This window comes from Rothia sp. HMSC066G02, from assembly GCF_001813145.1.
Lineage (GTDB): Bacteria > Actinomycetota > Actinomycetes > Actinomycetales > Micrococcaceae > Rothia.
In genome coordinates, this window is sequence record NZ_KV811586.1 from 1 (window position 1) to 16,611 (window position 16,611).

Annotated in this window: 15 protein-coding genes; 6 read left to right on the plus strand and 9 right to left on the minus strand. The window is 57.1% G+C overall.

The window, feature by feature from the left end; genetic code table 11:
- Positions 1-219: 219 nt before the first annotated feature.
- Complete coding sequence (locus HMPREF2894_RS02765; protein ID WP_231840270.1) at positions 220-756, plus strand: GTPase; 537 nt, start codon at positions 220-222, stop codon at positions 754-756.
- Positions 757-803: 47 nt separating this feature from the next.
- Positions 804-2,237, plus strand: coding sequence for a D-mannonate dehydratase (locus HMPREF2894_RS02770; RefSeq protein ID WP_070593888.1), 1,434 nt, complete (start codon positions 804-806; stop codon positions 2,235-2,237).
- A gap of 24 nt (positions 2,238-2,261) precedes the next feature.
- Here the strand turns inward: HMPREF2894_RS02770 and HMPREF2894_RS02775 are convergent, their stop codons facing one another.
- The gene (locus HMPREF2894_RS02775) at positions 2,262-2,894 is read right to left on the minus strand and encodes a LysE/ArgO family amino acid transporter (protein WP_044150899.1); all 633 of its coding nucleotides are present in this window, start codon (positions 2,892-2,894) and stop codon (positions 2,262-2,264) included.
- A gap of 208 nt (positions 2,895-3,102) precedes the next feature.
- Between HMPREF2894_RS02775 and HMPREF2894_RS02780 the strand changes: the two genes are divergently transcribed.
- Entirely contained in the window at positions 3,103-4,020 is a 918-nt protein-coding gene (locus HMPREF2894_RS02780; RefSeq protein ID WP_049350261.1) for a LysR family transcriptional regulator ArgP, read from the plus strand.
- 199 nt (positions 4,021-4,219) lie between these two features.
- Here HMPREF2894_RS02780 and HMPREF2894_RS02785 read toward each other — a convergent pair whose 3' ends face one another.
- Positions 4,220-4,534 (minus strand): cell division protein CrgA, encoded by a 315-nt coding sequence (locus HMPREF2894_RS02785; RefSeq protein ID WP_005507388.1) that lies wholly within the window; start codon positions 4,532-4,534, stop codon positions 4,220-4,222.
- 159 nt (positions 4,535-4,693) lie between these two features.
- On the opposite strand from HMPREF2894_RS02785, the gene HMPREF2894_RS02790 reads away from it, so the two are divergent.
- Genes HMPREF2894_RS02790 through HMPREF2894_RS02795 form a run of 3 tightly spaced genes read left to right on the plus strand, consistent with a single transcriptional unit; the run spans position 4,694 to position 6,271 of the window.
- The gene (locus HMPREF2894_RS02790; RefSeq protein WP_070593887.1) at positions 4,694-5,443 is read left to right on the plus strand and encodes a class E sortase; all 750 of its coding nucleotides are present in this window, start codon (positions 4,694-4,696) and stop codon (positions 5,441-5,443) included.
- Between the two features lie 18 nt (positions 5,444-5,461).
- On the plus strand, positions 5,462-5,623 hold the full coding sequence (locus HMPREF2894_RS09090) for a hypothetical protein (protein WP_005507386.1): 162 nt from the start codon (positions 5,462-5,464) through the stop codon (positions 5,621-5,623).
- A gap of 15 nt (positions 5,624-5,638) precedes the next feature.
- Positions 5,639-6,271: an aminodeoxychorismate/anthranilate synthase component II gene (locus HMPREF2894_RS02795; protein ID WP_070593885.1), complete on the plus strand. Its 633-nt coding sequence runs from the start codon at positions 5,639-5,641 to the stop codon at positions 6,269-6,271.
- 212 nt (positions 6,272-6,483) lie between these two features.
- On the opposite strand, the gene pknB is transcribed toward HMPREF2894_RS02795, so the two are convergent.
- From pknB to HMPREF2894_RS02830, 7 genes are read right to left on the minus strand one after another with little or no spacing between them, the layout of a single operon-like run.
- Complete coding sequence (pknB, locus tag HMPREF2894_RS02800; protein WP_049345746.1) at positions 6,484-8,643, minus strand: Stk1 family PASTA domain-containing Ser/Thr kinase; 2,160 nt, start codon at positions 8,641-8,643, stop codon at positions 6,484-6,486.
- Positions 8,644-8,690: 47 nt separating this feature from the next.
- Positions 8,691-10,448 (minus strand): protein kinase domain-containing protein, encoded by a 1,758-nt coding sequence (locus HMPREF2894_RS02805; RefSeq protein WP_070505496.1) that lies wholly within the window; start codon positions 10,446-10,448, stop codon positions 8,691-8,693.
- The gene (locus HMPREF2894_RS02810; protein ID WP_049345751.1) at positions 10,445-11,884 is read right to left on the minus strand and encodes a peptidoglycan D,D-transpeptidase FtsI family protein; all 1,440 of its coding nucleotides are present in this window, start codon (positions 11,882-11,884) and stop codon (positions 10,445-10,447) included. The genes HMPREF2894_RS02805 and HMPREF2894_RS02810 overlap by 4 nt, the downstream gene beginning before the upstream one ends.
- The gene (locus HMPREF2894_RS02815) at positions 11,877-13,337 is read right to left on the minus strand and encodes an FtsW/RodA/SpoVE family cell cycle protein (RefSeq protein WP_005507381.1); all 1,461 of its coding nucleotides are present in this window, start codon (positions 13,335-13,337) and stop codon (positions 11,877-11,879) included. The genes HMPREF2894_RS02810 and HMPREF2894_RS02815 overlap by 8 nt, the downstream gene beginning before the upstream one ends.
- Positions 13,330-15,111, minus strand: coding sequence for a PP2C family protein-serine/threonine phosphatase (locus tag HMPREF2894_RS02820; RefSeq protein ID WP_070677706.1), 1,782 nt, complete (start codon positions 15,109-15,111; stop codon positions 13,330-13,332). Before HMPREF2894_RS02820 ends, HMPREF2894_RS02815 begins: the two co-directional genes overlap by 8 nt.
- 3 nt (positions 15,112-15,114) lie before the next feature.
- Positions 15,115-15,579, minus strand: a complete 465-nt coding sequence (locus tag HMPREF2894_RS02825) for an FHA domain-containing protein FhaB/FipA (RefSeq protein WP_070677708.1) — start codon at positions 15,577-15,579, stop codon at positions 15,115-15,117.
- Complete coding sequence (locus HMPREF2894_RS02830) at positions 15,579-16,460, minus strand: FhaA domain-containing protein (RefSeq protein WP_049357188.1); 882 nt, start codon at positions 16,458-16,460, stop codon at positions 15,579-15,581. The genes HMPREF2894_RS02825 and HMPREF2894_RS02830 overlap by 1 nt, the downstream gene beginning before the upstream one ends.
- Between the last annotated feature and the right edge of the window lie 151 nt (positions 16,461-16,611).

Here is a 16,611-nt window from a genome sequence, read left to right on the forward strand (position 1 = left end):
GCGTTCACTGTATGGTTTTTGGATAACAATCCAATAGGCAATAAAAAGAGCCCGCTTGCGCGGGCTCTTTTGCTTTAACAGCTAAAGTTAGAAAGGGGGCAGACCCGCATGGGTCTGCCCCCTTTTTTTGTACCCTCAGACCCTTGTCTATGGCTCTGACTACAAGGAAGAATGCTCTTCACAGACACACTGGGATAGAGTAGAACCATGCACTACCCCATGTTTTCCCACGCACCAGAGCCCGTCGATCAGCAGCACCAACACAACGGTGAAGAACGAACGGCAGCCCTCTACGTAGAGAGCACACTGGAGCCTCACGAAACCTGGGCGGCACTGACCGAATACATTCACCTCTGGTGGCCCAGGCAGCTCCTACAGAGCGAGGAAAGCCATATCGACCTCTCCACTGAGCTACTGCTCGAAGAGACCGCAGCCGGGGATATCATTCCTGTCGCACGCATTATCCAATGCGAGAACGAAGACGTCCTCACCATCGCACCCTACCCGGGTACACACTTGGGACGCCTCCTGGGAGTAGCTGAAGAATCAGAAGAAAGCCTGAGCTTCATCCTGGATGCCCTGGCACCGGAGACCGCAGAAGGACCGTTATCCCTGCTCGAAATCAGTAGCGGCACCTACACTGGTCGTGAAGACGAGGAACTGGGCATCTACGCTGAACAGGAAGCAGCAGCAGCCCTACTTATGGGTGCCTACAGTCGTTTCATTGGAACTGAACTCCAGCGAGAAGAGCTATAGGGGCCTTCGGATAAAAGAGGTTCTCAACCCCTGTAGAGTGGTATGTCATGAGCACACAGGACCAGAACACCCCGCAGCAGAAGGACGCACGCCCCATCTGGGCGCGGCTGCGTACTAAAGCCACAGCAGAAGAGGCGCAACCTCACCATTACACCAGGGCTGACATGCTAAAGCAGAGCAATATCTGGTTCCGTAAACAGGGCGTGCCCCTCATTATTCCTGCCCGTCAACGTGCTCTCGATGCGTTCCCACGCTCCGTGCCGTGGATCCTGTGGGCTGGCATCATGCATATCTGCTATATCTTCCTGCGCGACATTCTCCTCTTCGTCGTAGAGGACGTGAAGGGTTCCCTACCGAACTACATCAAAGCTCTCACAAGCGATAGCGCCCTCAGCAACGAAGTACTCCCAGTGCTCGTACTCGGCGGGATTTTCCTCGTTATGCCGATTATCTCCGGTGCGTTCATCGCTCTTGCTCACATGCTGATGGTCCGTACCCCGCAGTGGGTTCAAATCACCACGGGTATTCTTACCCTACTTTTTGCCGGAATGCTCTTCACCACCGGCGTCTTCGAAGCAAGCACCCTTGAAGGCATAGACTTCGTCTATGACGGCGGACAGGTCTTCCCCCTGATTGTTATCGGAATCTACCTCGCCATCTTCTTGGGCGTAGATACCGTACTCGGCTGGTCCCTCAAGCACGCCATCCACCAGCTCGCATCCCTGTCGCCCATGATCGCGAAAGTACTGCCCGTACTCATGGTGTCCGTACTCTTTATCTTCGTGAACGCAGACCTCTGGAAGCTCGCCAACGGACTCAGCTTCCCGCGGACCTGGGCGGTTCTGGGCCTCATGGGGCTACTCGCCGTGTTCGTGGTCGTCACAACCTCCCTGGAACGCACAGCGCGCCTGCTGGGGCGCTCCAGAGGCGACGACATCGCACGCTTTAGCGACAACGACTACGAGTATGCCGCAGCCCTCGAAGGCGGAATCTGGAACACTGCCCAAGACTGGGTCGAAGAGAAGAAAATCCTCGAACACCGACCCCTCAAAATCGCGCCCTGGAGCAACCTCATCATCATCCCCATGATCGGGCAGATCATTCAGGCGACCCTCTTCATGCTGCTCGTCTTCGGATTCTTCATGGGCTTCTCGTCCATCGCCATTAGCGACACCACCATCGAATCCTGGATGAGCATCAAACCCGAACACCTCAAAATCCTCGGCGTAGACACCAACATCAACGCCGTCGTCATCAAGGTGTCCATGATCGTTGCCGTGTTCTCCGGGCTCAACTTCGTTGCAACCACCAGTAGCGACGAAAAATACGCCCGAAGCTTCCTCAAGCCCATGATTGAGCGAATCAAACACATCCTGATCATTCGCGATATCTACCTGGGCCTACTCACCATGCCCAAAAATGAAGTGCTCATACCCCTCGAAGAGGAGAAGAGCACTGAAAAAGAGACTGACAAAGCATAAAGAGGCAAGTCAGGGGGATAAAAGCTAATGAGTCGACAGGTTCACTGTCAGCAGGTTGAATACCAGATACACCATGAGTAGGGCCACCGCCGCATCAAGTACACGCCAGGCCTCCGGGCGGGCAAAGAGCGGACGTAAAATTCGTGAGCCGTAGCCAATCATGAGGAACCACAGCACGCTACCGCAGCAGCATCCCAGGTAATACCACCAGCGGCCGGGATCGCCCTGCGTATTAGCCAGAGAACCGAGGAAAATCGTTGTGTCCAACCATGCCAGCGGGTTGAGGTAGGTGACCGCCGCCGTGGTCAGCAGGGCCGCCTTCAAAGACTGCGCATCCTCGGTACCCTCCTCAACGACAACCGCATGCGGGATGAAAACACGCTTCGCCGACTCGTAGCCGAACCACGCCAAAAACGCCGCACCCACGTAGCGGAACACCTCAATAAACCACGGCGCCGCATCCAACAGGGCACCCAGACCCACAACGCCCAAACCAATCATCAGAGCATCCGACAGAATGCAGAAAATAATAATCGGGGTAATATGCCGACCCAAAATACCCTGACGCAGCACAAAAGTTCCCTGGGCGCCAATAGCCGCCACCAAAGAAATCGTGGTGGTAGCACCCAGAAACAGCAGGGAGAGGGATGCGGACATCGTGAAACTTTCTCTGTTGATCAAACGGGGTATGAACCCGCGTACGCAGTGGTGGGTAGCGGCTCTCTTACTACCAGCTTGCCAGGCAAAAGCTCGCGACGCAGGGATAAAGCCTGCGTTAGCTGAAGTGTGAAGTGCCAGAGACGAGAATACGGGAAAAAGGACCCTAAATCTATCTAAATATTTTCACACTGCGTAAGATATTCTTATGACACGTTTCAGTACCGACCAGCTCACCACCTTCGCCACCGTCATTGAATACGGCACCTTCGACGCGGCAGCAGATATCCTGCGAGTGAGCCCCTCCGCCATCTCCCAGCGCATCAAAGCCATGGAACAGATTGCCGGAAAAGTCCTGGTACGCCGAAGCAACCCCGTCACCCCCACCGACGCCGGACAAAGCGTACTGCGCATCGCCCGACAAAGCGAATTCCTGCAGCAAGAAATGGAACGCGAACTCATGGGCGCCGGCGGCTTCCAGAGCGTCTCCGTTGCCGTCAACGCCGACTCACTCGCTACCTGGTTCCTCGACGCCGTAGGAATCCTCAGCCGCGAAGACAGCATCTTCTGTGACCTGCGACGAGAAGGCGAATTCCACTCCTCCGCTATGCTCCGATCCGGAGAAGTCATGGCAGTCATCACCTCCAAACCCGAAAAAATCCCCGGCTGCTCCGTCGAAACCCTCGGTGTGGCACGCTACTGGTGCGTTGCCACCCCCGACTTCGTGCAGCGGTACCTGCCCGGCTGGCCCAAGACCATGAGTCGCGAAGAGCTCAATCGTGCCCCCGTCGTCGAATATGACCGTAAAGACTTTGTGCAGGATGTGGCGCGAGCCCTCATCGAAAAAGAGGTAGGTCTAGAGGCTGAAGAAACCTTCACCCAAAGCCCCACCATCTACATTCCCTCATCTCCGGACTATGCGCGAGCCGTCAGCTCCGGTATTGCCTGGGGTCTCATTCCTGAGGCGCAATGCGCCGAAGAGCTCGAAAGCGGGCACCTCGTGAAGCTCGCCGCAACCCCGGTAGAATTCCCCCTCTACTGGCAGCGCTGGAACATCAACTCGCCCGTTATGGAGACCGTAACCCGCCGCGTCCACGAAGCGGCACGAGGCGACCTAATCTACTAAAGGGTTCATTGATTCAAGATTCTGAAATTAACCAAATTGTTAAAAATATATGTCTGACTAGACTATATTCTTATATAAGAATATAAGAACCGGGTAATAAAACCCTATAACACCCCACCACACATACAGAGGCGGCCGCCCCACACGGGACGGCCGCCTCTCTATAAGCTCTAACGCCTAAGTCATAACGCCTAAAACTCTAGCGCCAACGAGTCATCATCAGCATGCTCACCATCATGGCGCCCACACCAACACTCACATTCCACATACCCAAATCAGGAATCGGGAACAGGCCCTGCGTAATGTAGAAAACAATAATCCACAGAATGCCCACCGCCAGCAGCGAGAACATAATCACTCGGTACCACAACGGAGTCTGCTCCTTCAGCTGCGTGCCGCTCTCCATCTCACGAGCAATCTCACGCAGACGCAGCTCGCTTGCATCCTCCACCTCAGACTTAGCAGACTTCTGAGACTTCTTCTTGGACGATGCCTTAGCCGAGTTGGTCGACATACTTCCTCCGCTTATTGTTGTATGGGTAACCTAAAAATATATGTTCACACCTATCTTTGCAGACTTACGGGATGATTTCACCTTCTCCGTGCGTTGAAAGATAAGGAACGCCACCCGGCGCCCAAGAACATACACAACCCAAAGGACAAAGGAGAACGCATGAGCCAAGGAACGGCACCCACCGCAGAGCGCCGCCCCCGCACCGTGCTGCACTGGATCATCCAGATTACAGGCGAACTCCTTATCACCGTCGGCCTCCTACTGTTGCTCTTTGTTGCCTGGCAACTCTGGTGGACCAACATCGACGCCGACCGCACCCAATCCCAAGCCGTCAGCACCCTCGTTCAGGAATTCGACTCCAATCCCGGCGAACCCGTCCCCGACTGGGACCCCAACACCCCTCCCGCAGGTCTGAGCGAACCCGGCCACGGTGAAGTCTTCGGCGTCGTCTACATCCCCAAGTTCGGATCCGACTACCAGCGCCCCGCCACCCAGGGCACCAGCTCCGACGTGCTCGACTCCCTCGGACTCGGCCACTACGAAGGAAGCGCCATGCCCGGACAGGTCGGCAACTTCTCCCTCGCAGGCCACCGCCAAACCCGCGGTAAAGTCCTCAACGACATCGACCTGCTCACCGAAGGCGACCACATCTACGTGCGTACCAAAGACGGCTACTACACCTACACCGTCTACAGCCACGAAATCGTGCAACCCGACCAGGTAGAAGTCATCGAACCCGTCCCCGGACAGCCCGGCGTAGCACCCACCGAGCGCCTCCTGACGCTCACCACCTGCCACCCGCGCTACGGCGACACCGAACGATACATTGTCCACGCCCGCCTCGAATCCTGGCAGCCCGCCGCAGCCGGAGCACCCGCAGAAATTGCCGCCTCCGTTGCAGGATCCTAAATCTGAGAGGAAAAGCAGATGTACGCATGGATTTTCCGCCACCTTCCCGGCCCCCTGTGGGTTCGCATCATCATCGCCATCGTGCTGATACTCGCCGTAGTCTACCTGCTCATGGAATTCGTCTTCCCCCACTTCGCAGAGTACGGCCCCTTCAACCTGAACGTCACCATCAACCATTAGCGCTAAGGACGTGCCATGACCCGCATCCTTGTTATCGACAACTACGACAGCTTCGTCTTCACCCTCGTCGGCTACATCCAGCAGCTCGGCGCTGAAACCACCGTCATCCGTAACGACGAATACGAGCTCGCCGAAGTCATCAAGCTCGCCGAAGAACACGATGGCGTGCTTGTCTCTCCCGGCCCCGGTGCCCCCGCAGAGGCAGGCGTCATCATTGACACCATCCGCTGGGCAGCCGAAGCGAAGAAGCCGCTACTGGGTGTCTGCCTCGGCCACCAGGCCATCGCGGAGGCATTCGGCGGCACCGTCACCCACGCCCCCGAGCTGATGCACGGCAAGACCTCCCGCCTCGTGCACGAGAACGTCTCCGTGTTCAAGGACGTGCCCTGCCCCTTCACCGCGACCCGCTACCACTCCCTGGCGGTTATACCCGAAACCATGCCCGAGGTCCTGGAAACCACCTCCACCACCGACAACGGCATCATCATGGGCCTGCGCCACCGCGAGGCCCCCATGCACGGCGTGCAGTTCCACCCCGAATCGGTCCTGACCGAAAGCGGATACCTCATGCTTGGCAACTGGCTCGAAGAAACCGGCCTGCAGGGAGCCGCAGAGCGCGCTAAGAGCCTCTCGCCCCTCATGGCCTAGTACTTCTAGCCTAAGAAGCCCTCAACGGCTTATATCGCCTCCAGAAGCCCCGTAGCAGACACGCTACAGGGAAACTGGAGGCGATAGCTATATCTGGACCCCTAGCTACGAGCAAACCCAGATACACGAACAAGCCCAGATACGCGAAAAGGGGCGGCACCCCACACCCAACGGTGTGGAGCGCCGCCCCTTTTGCTAACCGCTAGAACCCCTTAGCGGGCGTTAGCGTTTGCATTATTAGCGTTGTTCGCATTGGTATTCGCGTTAGTACCCTGAATCGTACGGGTACCCGCAGTAGCGGACGCAGCCGGTGCCGGAGTAGCCGTAGCGGTAGAACGCTGCTGGTTCTGGTTACCAGTGGTAGCGTTCTGGTTACCGGTCGCCGCCGCAGGCTGAGTAGCCTGCTGGTTAGCCGCGGTAGAACGCTGCTGGTTCTGGTTACCAGTAGTAGCGTTCTGGTTACCGGTCGCCGCCGCAGGCTGAGTAGCCGCAGTAGTCGGAGCGGTCGTCTGAGTCGGAGTAGCAGCCACACGGATCGTCACAGTGCTGTTCTGAGCCACCAGAGTACCCGCCGCAGAGCTCTGCGAAAGCACAGTGCCCGCAGGACGCTCGTTAGTCTGAACAGTCTCAATGTTGGTGTTCAGCAGAACATCCTGAGCGGTCAGAGCAGCAATCGCCTGATCCTTGGTCAGACCCACCAGCGAGGGGACCTTTACCTTACCGGAGGACAGGACAATGTTCACGGTGCTACCAGCCTCAACGGTCTGAGCGCCCTTATCGTCGGTCGAGCCCTTCTCCGGGGACAGCTCCACAACCATACCGGCAGGAACGGAAGCGCTCTCCACAGTGGAGACGCGGCCATCCACCAGACCCAGGTCCTTCAGAGCGTTACGGACATACGCCTCACTCTGACCCTGCAGGTTATCCGGCAACTTGACCTTCTCCGGACCGCTCGAAACAGTCACAACCACGGTCGAGCCCTTATTAACCGTAGAACCGACACCCGGCTCAACGTTGATAACGTCGCCCTTCTTGATGTTGTCCGAGTAGCCCTGACGGTACTCCACCACGAAGCCTCGGTTACGCAGCTGGTTATCGGCATCATCGCGGGAAACATTCACCACAGCCGGAACCTGAACCTGCGGAACCTCATTGAGCTTGTTCTGGTAGTACAGAACCGAGCCGACACTGAAAACCAGCAGAGCCACAATCAGAGTACCCACAAGGAAACGAACCCACGCACGCTTACGCGGCGAAGACTCATCGTACTCTGCGTACTCCTCCTCGTCATACAGTTCCTCATCGTCTTCATACTCGAAGAAGCCGTTGAGGCCGCCGTCTTCCACCGAAGCCTCAGTAATCGAGGTGGTGTACGGGGCGTAATCCTCACCCAGGGAAGCAGTAGTCGCCGAAGGAACAAAAGCAGTAGTCATCGCTGCATCCTGAACCACGGTCTCTTCACCCGGGCGAACAACCGACGCCAGAGCCTGAGCGAACTCAGCAGCACTCTGATAACGCTCATCCGGGTTCTTCGCCAGACCCTTCAGAATCACAGCATCCAGACCAGCAGGAACCTCAAGCGGGGTGAACTTGCTCGGAGGCTCAGGGGCATCCGAAAGATGCTTAGCCGCCAGATCAACATTCGACTCAGCGTCAAACGGAGAACGACCAGCAATCATCTCGTAAATTACGCAAGCAGCAGAGTACAGGTCGCTACGGGCGTCAACTTCCTTGCCGCTCACTTGCTCAGGGGACATGTAGCGTGCGCTACCCATCACCACATTAGCCTTGGTCAGCGCCTCGCCAGCTTCCTCAATGGCACGGGAAATACCGAAATCCATGACCTTGATCTGGCCCGGCTGACCCTTAGCGATATCCTCGCTGGTACGCTCCAGCACCATAATATTCGCCGGCTTAATATCGCGGTGAATGATGCCCATCGAGTGGCTGTACTGCAAAGCACCCAGCAGCTGCTCGGAATAACCCAAAGCATCACGGACCGGCAGATGACCGCCACGGGACAGAATGGAACGCAGAGTATGACCCTCCACGTACTCCATCACGATATAAGGAATAGCGGTGCCCTCTTCCGAAGAAGCAGACTCCCCACCATCCTGCGAAGGGTTATACGAACCGGTGTCATAGACAGCAACAATCGCAGGATTGTTCAGAGACGCCACAGCCTCCGCCTCACGCTTAAAGCGTGCGCGGAACGTATCGTCCTGGGCCTGCTCCGGGCGCAGAATCTTAAGCGCAACCTTGCGGCCGAGGCGAGTATCCTCAGCAGCATAAACGGTTGCCATCGCACCGGTACCGATTACCTCGAGTACCTTGTAACGGTTATCAACCGTGTCGGGAACCGACAGGTCCATAAGTTCTCCTGGATCACTAAGACTAAAACTAAATCAAAATGTAGGGGCTAACGCGCCGACGCAGAAGCGGAAGCAGAAGCCGACGCAGACGGTGCAGCAGAAGCGCTCGCACTCGAACCCCTACCCGAACTGGAAGAGGCCACATACATGTCTACATTACTACCAACCGTGACCTTGGTGCCAGATGAGGGGGTAGTACGAAGCACCGTACCGGGGGCCGCCGTGTCCGAATTCTCATAATGCAGAGAAACATTCACACCCAGAGCGGCAACAGCCTTCGACGCCTCATCAACGTTCTTACCCTCAAGGTTCGACGGCAAAGTCACCGACTTCGGACCGGTGGAATAGCGAACAGTCACGCTATTACCCTGCTCCAAAGTACCCGTCGGAGAAACCGAAATCACCGTGTTCTCCGGCTGAGTAGACTCAACACCCTCAGTCTTGGGGGACAAGCCAAGGTTCTTCAGCTCGTTCACCGCATCCTGCAGTTCACGACCCTCATAGTTAATCGCGTTGATGGTCACCTTCTGCTTTGCAGCACGGGCAGAAGCAGACTCAGTCGGCTCCACCGTCGAAACGGTACCCGTGTTCGTCGGAACAACAGACGAAGAAGCGCTCGGAACCGGATCAGTCGAACCGCCACCACTATTGGAGGAGAGGACCGTCCAAATACCGCCAGCAATCAGCACGATTGCCAGAAGCAGAGCAACCCACATCCACACGTTCGATCCACGCTTAGCCGGAGGGGCAACAGCAGCCTTCACACGACCCGAAGCTGGACGCATGGTCTGCGCACCCGTACGAGGAATAGGCGCCGTCGTCGGCTCCGGCGAGAAACGACCACCAGAACCAAAACGCGGAGTAGCAGAAGCGCTAATCGGCTCCGCCGCCACATCCATAGCAGTCATAGCGACAGTACCGTCGTCAGCATTCTCCTCAGCCAAGAACTGCGCCAGCGGAGGAACAGCCTTCACCGCTGCCTTCAGATCGCGGCGACGAATCGCATCCACCGCAGACGCCAGAGCGGTCGCATCCTTAGGACGCTGAGCCGGGTCCTTCGCCAGCAGACACATAATCAGCGCACGAGCAGGAGCCGGGATGGTCTCCGGAAGCGGCGGCGGCGGGTCATTCACCTGAGCCAACGCAATCGCAATCTGCGACTCACCTGTAAACGGACGACGACCCACCAGGCACTCATAACCAATAATGCCCAATGAGTACATATCCGAAGACGCGGTAGCCGCCTGACCGGTTGCCTGCTCCGGCGCCAGGTACTGGGCGGTACCCATCACCTGGCCGGTAGCCGTCAACGGCACCTGGTTAGCCAGACGAGCAATACCGAAATCGGTCACCTTCACACGGTCATCCGGAGTGATGATGAGGTTACCCGGCTTCACGTCACGATGCACCAGACCCTGCGAATGAGCCGCAGCCAACGCGCGAGCGGTCTGAGCAATGAAGTTCAGAATACGGTCCGGCGGCAGGGTAGTCTCATGCTCGATGATGCTCGAAAGCGGATTACCCGGCACCAGTTCCATGACCAGGTACGCGGAGTTGTCCTCCTCACCGTAGTCAAAAACATTCGCTACGCCGGGGTGGTTCAACAGCGCCGTATTACGGGCCTCAGCGCGGAAACGCTCCAAGAAGCCCGGGTCACCGGTGTACTCCTCCTTGAGGATCTTGACCGCAACGATGCGCCCAAGCACCTTGTCGCGAGCTTTCCACACCTCGCCCATACCGCCAATCGCGATACGTTCGGTTAGGGTGTAGCGCCCGCCCAAAGTGATATCAGCCGCAGGCCTCACTTGTTCAACACCGCCTCAAAGAGTTGCTTACTAGTACTGGTTGCCAACTGGGCACCGGTCGCCACGTCAATATCCTCATAAACCACAGCAATCGCAATCTGAGGATCATCAGCCGGCGCGAAACCGGTAAACCAAGAATTATTCAAACCTGCCGTGGTCTCCGCGGTACCGGTCTTACCCGCCACCTTCACACCGGAGACACCAGCATTACGTGCAATACCATTATCAACCGCATTCACCATCCACTGCTTCACCTGGTTAGCAATTTCAGGGCTAGTGGACGTACGCAGCTTCTCAGGAGAGAACTCCTGCAAAGTGCTCAGGTTGCTGGTCTTCACCGAACGAATCAGGTTCGGCTTCATCTGCACGCCGCCATTTGCAATCGCTGCAGAAGTCATCGCCACCTGCAGCGGAGTGGTCTTCACGTCGTACTGACCAATCGCCGACTGGGCCAGCTGGCTCTGCGTCAGATTCGACGGGAAAGACGACTTAGAAACCGTCAACGGAATCTTCAAATCCTGGCCGTAACCAAAATTCTCAGCGGTCTTCGCGATACGCTCCTGACCCAAATCCATCGCAATCTGCGCAAACGGCGTATTACAGGACTGAGCCAAAGCCCACTCAATCGTCACCTGAGTGCGGGTCGAACACTGACCGCCCGTATAGTTCGGCAGGCTGATGTTCGTGCCCGGCAGCGGCAACTGCGCGGGGTTCGCAATGACCGAAGATGCGTTGTACTTGCCGGACTCCAGCGCCGCCACCGCATCAATAATCTTGAAGGTCGAACCCGGCGAATAGGTGTTACCCGCAATCGCACGGTTAAACAGGGGGCTGTCCTCATCAGAAGTCAGAGCCTGGTAATTTGCCAACACCGAAGAGCTCGTATGAGACGACAGAAGATTCGGATCATAGGACGGCGAAGAAGCCATCGCCAGAATCTCACCAGTCTTCGGGTTCAACGCCACCACAGCACCCTTACGGCCCTGCAACGCGTTATAGGCAATATCCTGAAGCTTCGAATTAATCGTCAGCTCCACGCTAGCGCCCTGCGCAGAAGAACCACTGAACAGCTGCGCCACACGGTCGTAGAACTGGCTATCGCTCGTGCCGGCAAGCTCCTTATCCATAGCAGCTTCCAAACCGGTCGCGCCATAAATCGTGGAGAAATAACCGGTCAGAGCCGCATACTTAAGCGGGTGGTTATACACACGCTGGTAGTTGTACTCATCATCAGACTTCACCGACGAAGCAATCTCCGTACCATCAACCACAATCGAACCACGTGCCGAACCGTAATTGTCGTAGAGCGCTCGAGAATTCCACTGATTATTCATCAGCGTCTTCGAATCGAAGAACTGAATATAGCTGAGGGTACCCATCAGCAGGACAAACACGCACGCGGCAGACATCCACATGCGGCGAATAGCCCTATCCATTCTTCTCACCTCCAGAATCCTTAGCCGTAATACGCGCCAGAACGCTAGTAGCACCCTCCGGCTCGTAGCTAGTGTCCGCATGGTCAATACCCTGCGGAGCATCATAACCAGCCACCAGGTGAGGTGCGCGGGCACTATGAGAAATCGACAGCCACAGCGCCACAATAATCCAGTTAGCCACCAACGAGGAGCCACCGGCAGACATGAAAGGAGTCGTCAGACCAGTCAGCGGAATCAAGCGAGTCACGCCACCAATCACCACGAACAGCTGCAGAACCATGACCGTAGACAGGCCAGCAGCCAGCAGCTTACCGAAACCATCACGAGTACCCAACGCCGCACGGTAACCGCGCGAAACCAGGAGCATGAACATCATCAGGATCGCGCCCAGACCAACCAGGCCCAGCTCCTCACCCAACGAGGAAATAATCATGTCCGAGTTAGCGTACGGGACGAGGTTCGCGCGGCCCTGACCCCAACCGCGGCCAAAAAGACCGCCATAAGCCAGGCCGAAAACGCCCTGCAGAATCTGACCCGAACCGCCAGGAGACGCCTGGTAAATCTCCGGATCAAAAGCATGCACCCACGCATAAATACGGGCGTGCACGTGCGAGACATAGTGGTACGCGAAATAGCCACCCACAGCCATACCGATACCCGCAACCACCAGCCACGAAATACGACCGGTCGACAGGTACAGCATCGCCATGAACAGACCAAAGAACATGATTGCCGAACCAAGGTCCTTCTGGAACACCAGAACACCCAGGCTCACAATCCACGCCAAGAACACCGGCGCCAAATCACGCAGACGCGGCAGATTAATCGGACCAATACGGCGGCCAGCCACCAGAATCAGGTCACGGTGCGTCGCCAAATAGCCGGCGAAGAAAATCGCCAAAGTAATCTTCGCGACCTCACCCGGCTGGAACGTGCGGTTACCGATATGAATCCAAATACGAGCACCATTAAGCTCCATACCCAGACCCGGAACCAGCGGCATGATGAGCAGAATCATCGACAACACCAGCGAGGTGTACGTGACCTTACGTAGCAGACGGTAATCCCTGAGCACGAACACGATAATCGCGCACAGCACCATAGACACGCCGGTCCACATCAGCTGACCATCACCCACCGGCGCCGCAATCTGCGGGTCCAGACGATAAATCATGGTCAAACCAATACCGTTCAGCGCCACCACCAGCGGCAGAATAAACGGATCAGCATAACGTGCGCGGAACTGCATGACTAGGTGAATCAGAAGAGCACCGGCACCCAGCACCACCGTGCACGGCAACCACTGGCTCTTCGACGTATCAAAAGCATGCTCCGGATCAATCAGATACATGCCGAACGAGCTGATACCCACCGCCAAAACCAGCAGGAAAAGCTCCGTGAAACGGCGTGCACGAGGCGCATCCGACTCACGACGGAACGAGAACTTAGCCATTATTCTCACCGCCTACCGCAGCAGGAGCCTCCGAAGAAGCCTGCTCAGGAGCCGGGGATGCCGAATCAGAGCCCGGTGCTTCAGAGCTCGGAGCCTCACTGGGAGCCTCAGAGCTCGGGGAAGCAGATGCCGAGGCAGACGCAGAAGCCGAGGCAGACGCAGAAGCTGCAGCCTGCTCAGCCTTCTCACGCGTCTGATCCGCCTGAGTCTTCAAACGAGACACAATCTGGTGCGCATCATCCAGGTCCTTCGCCGTAATCGCATTACGCAACAAAGAACGCGTATGATCGCTCAGCTCACTCGTAGGAATATCGGTATTCTCCACCACGTGAGAAAGGCGAATCGGGCCCAACGCATGCGGAATACCGTTGTACACCGCAACCGTGCCGTCACTCTCACCCACATAGTAGCTACGCTCTACATAACGCAGACCGGTCCACGCAGCCAACGTCAAAACAGCCGCAACCAGCAGAGTAATAAACAGGCGAATCGGCCACGACCTCGGACGCGAACGCTCCTCAGTGTCCTCAGCAATCAGCTCCTCCAGCTCAGCCGGCAGGGCCGCCTCATCAGACTCAACCTTCAACGGCACACGCTGAGCCACCGTCGCACGATGCTCCAGGGTACGAGAAGTCACCGCCGGAATCATGCCGGTCTCAGTAGCCACCGAAGCGGCACCAACCAGCTGATGCGGGCGGGAACCCAACTCGCTACGCAAAATCGCAGCGTTCGTAAGAGCCGCATCCACGGCGTTATCGTACGTACCGATATGGTGACGAACCGCCCCAGAACCGCTGTGCAACAGGGTGCCAGAGAAGTCACGAGCACGACGGAAACGGCGCAACGACCGACGATGATGCTCCTCAGAGTCCTCATCATGGTGCGCACCCAAAAAAGCCTCAGCAGCTTCAGCCGTGGCAGCAACCTCGGGAAGCTTCTGAGTGTTCGTGCTGACCTCCTGCTCCGCCACAATCGAATCAGGCAGAGCAGACTCAGGCAGGCTCGAAGGACCCACCGGCTCATCCACCGGCAGAACCTCACGGTCAATCACCTGCAGAGACACAACCGTGACATTGTCCGGAGCGCCACGCTCCAAGGTCATCGCAATCAGAGTGTCAGCAATCTCAGACAGGTCATCGGTAGAACGCATGACCTGCTCAATCTCCGACAGGGACACCACAGCATCCAAACCATCCGAAGAGAGCACCCAGCGCTCGCCGGGAACAGCGTCCAGAGTCTTCAACTCCAGCTCAGGGGACGCGTCAACATCACCCAGAACGCGCATAATCACGTTCTTATGCGGGTGGTTCTCCGCCTCCTGCGGGGTAATACGACCCTCATTGAGCAGGCGCTGCACAAACGTATGGTCAGTAGAAATCTGCTCAAACTCGCCATCAGCACCCGGACGCAGACGATACGCACGCGAGTCACCAATATGGGCGAACTCAATGCAGTCACCGTCAATCAGCAGGGCAGTACAGGTCGTACCCATACCCGCCAGCTGCGGATCATTTGCCGCCAGCTCATTAATAATCAGGTTCGCGCTCTGAATCTCATCAGCCAGGTAAACGCTGCCGGTACCATCCTCAAAGTCAGGGTGGTCAAGCGGAGTCAGATTCAGAACCGTCGTAGCCGACGCGACATCGCCGCCCACGTGACCGCCCATGCCGTCAGCAACGACCGCAAGGAAACGACCACCGTAGCCGGAGTCATCATTCTTCGAGCGTTTCAGACCCGTATCAGAGCGGGCCTCAAAACGAAAAGCAATCTTCATACACTAGCCCCTCAACTGCATGGTGGTACCGCCAACGCGGAAATCATCACCGGGCTCAATCGGGGTCGCACGAGTCAGACGCTCGCCATTGACGAACGTACCATTAGTAGAATTCAAATCCTCCAGGAACCAACGGGAACCCTGAGGGAACAGACGCGCATGGCGGCCCGAGGCGTAATCATCCTGCAGGGACACCTCAATGTCATTAGCGCGGCCAATAGTAATCGGCTGGTCGCCCAGCTGCATCATGGCGCCAGCCTGCGCACCGGCAGTAATCACAAGCTGCGAAGGGCGAGTCGGCGGAGGCGCAATATGGGTAGCCTCCGGAACCGCATCAACCGGTGCCGCACGATAGTTCTTGCCCAAACCCAGGTCACAGCGAGCCGCCGAAACCACCAGGAAAACAAAGAACCAGATGAGCGCCAGAAAAGCGTAACGAAGGATAGTAACGGTCAATTCAGACGCCATTAACGGACACCTCCGGTCGAACTATGGAAAATGATGCGGGTATTACCCATGCGAAGCAGCGAACCGTTCGCCAGCACCACCGGCGCACGCAGAGGCGCACCGTTAATCAACGTGCCATTAGTAGAACCCATATCGGAGGCGACCACCGCACCACCCTGCATCGAAAGCTGCAGGTGACGGCGAGAAACGCCCTTATCATCCAGACGAAGATCAGCATCAGAACCGCGGCCCAGCACAAACGGCAGGTGGTTCACCGGGTGCATGCGACCCTCAATCTCCAAGAAGAAACGGGGAGCTGCCGTTGCCGGGGGTGCTACAGGCATGCTCGGGCGACCCACAGGAGCCTGCGGCTGTGCAGGCTGCGCGGGCTGTGCAGGGTGTGCGGGCTGGGCCGGCTGAGCAGCCGGCTTCGTAATGCGGGTCGGCAAAGAAGACTCGCGCGGCGGACGCACCGGCGCATAGTTAGTAGCGCCGCGCAAAGACGGGGACGCCGGAGCCTCCGGCACAGAGAACGGCTCGAAGGTCGCAACAACCTCAAACTCGCCCTCAGAGAGAGAATCAAGAACGTTGAACGTCACGCGAACCGCACCAATCAGGGTGTAACCCTGCGCGCGGGCGTGCGAAATCGCCAAATCGCACAGCTCAACAGCGAACGGGTTGCCCCACTCGCGCACGCGAGGGAAATCAACCGGTGCGAAACGGAGAGTATAGACATTAGGAGCCATAGTGCGGCCACTGCCGTCCACATAGGACTCGTCATCCATCATGATGCGGACGCGGTTAGCGACATCCGCCTTCGCAAAGGTGCCGAAGCCCTTGGAAAGGCCGACAGTGCGACCGATGCCTTGCTCCAGCTTGCCCAGCTTGTCGAAAAACTTCATGCCGCCTCCTTCTCAACGACCATTCCGAGCAACAGACCGCGCAAACGGTCTTTATCCGAAAGGCTCAGTTTAACGAGCGTGTCTGTGCGTTTGCTGTGTGCTCTGTGAATGAACACACCCGATTCTATTTTAGGTGATGCACTCGCCATCG

Coding starts and splice junctions, on each gene's coding strand:
- HMPREF2894_RS02765 (WP_231840270.1), top strand. CDS start 220: ATGTTTTCCCACGCACCAGAGCCCGTCGATCAGCAGCACCAACACAAC.
- HMPREF2894_RS02770 (WP_070593888.1), top strand. CDS start 804: ATGAGCACACAGGACCAGAACACCCCGCAGCAGAAGGACGCACGCCCC.
- HMPREF2894_RS02775 (WP_044150899.1), bottom strand. CDS start 2,894: ATGTCCGCATCCCTCTCCCTGCTGTTTCTGGGTGCTACCACCACGATT.
- HMPREF2894_RS02780 (WP_049350261.1), top strand. CDS start 3,103: ATGACACGTTTCAGTACCGACCAGCTCACCACCTTCGCCACCGTCATT.
- HMPREF2894_RS02785 (WP_005507388.1), bottom strand. CDS start 4,534: ATGTCGACCAACTCGGCTAAGGCATCGTCCAAGAAGAAGTCTCAGAAG.
- HMPREF2894_RS02790 (WP_070593887.1), top strand. CDS start 4,694: ATGAGCCAAGGAACGGCACCCACCGCAGAGCGCCGCCCCCGCACCGTG.
- HMPREF2894_RS09090 (WP_005507386.1), top strand. CDS start 5,462: ATGTACGCATGGATTTTCCGCCACCTTCCCGGCCCCCTGTGGGTTCGC.
- HMPREF2894_RS02795 (WP_070593885.1), top strand. CDS start 5,639: ATGACCCGCATCCTTGTTATCGACAACTACGACAGCTTCGTCTTCACC.
- pknB (WP_049345746.1), bottom strand. CDS start 8,643: ATGGACCTGTCGGTTCCCGACACGGTTGATAACCGTTACAAGGTACTC.
- HMPREF2894_RS02810 (WP_049345751.1), bottom strand. CDS start 11,884: ATGGATAGGGCTATTCGCCGCATGTGGATGTCTGCCGCGTGCGTGTTT.
- HMPREF2894_RS02815 (WP_005507381.1), bottom strand. CDS start 13,337: ATGGCTAAGTTCTCGTTCCGTCGTGAGTCGGATGCGCCTCGTGCACGC.
- HMPREF2894_RS02820 (WP_070677706.1), bottom strand. CDS start 15,111: ATGAAGATTGCTTTTCGTTTTGAGGCCCGCTCTGATACGGGTCTGAAA.
- HMPREF2894_RS02825 (WP_070677708.1), bottom strand. CDS start 15,579: ATGGCGTCTGAATTGACCGTTACTATCCTTCGTTACGCTTTTCTGGCG.
- HMPREF2894_RS02830 (WP_049357188.1), bottom strand. CDS start 16,460: ATGAAGTTTTTCGACAAGCTGGGCAAGCTGGAGCAAGGCATCGGTCGC.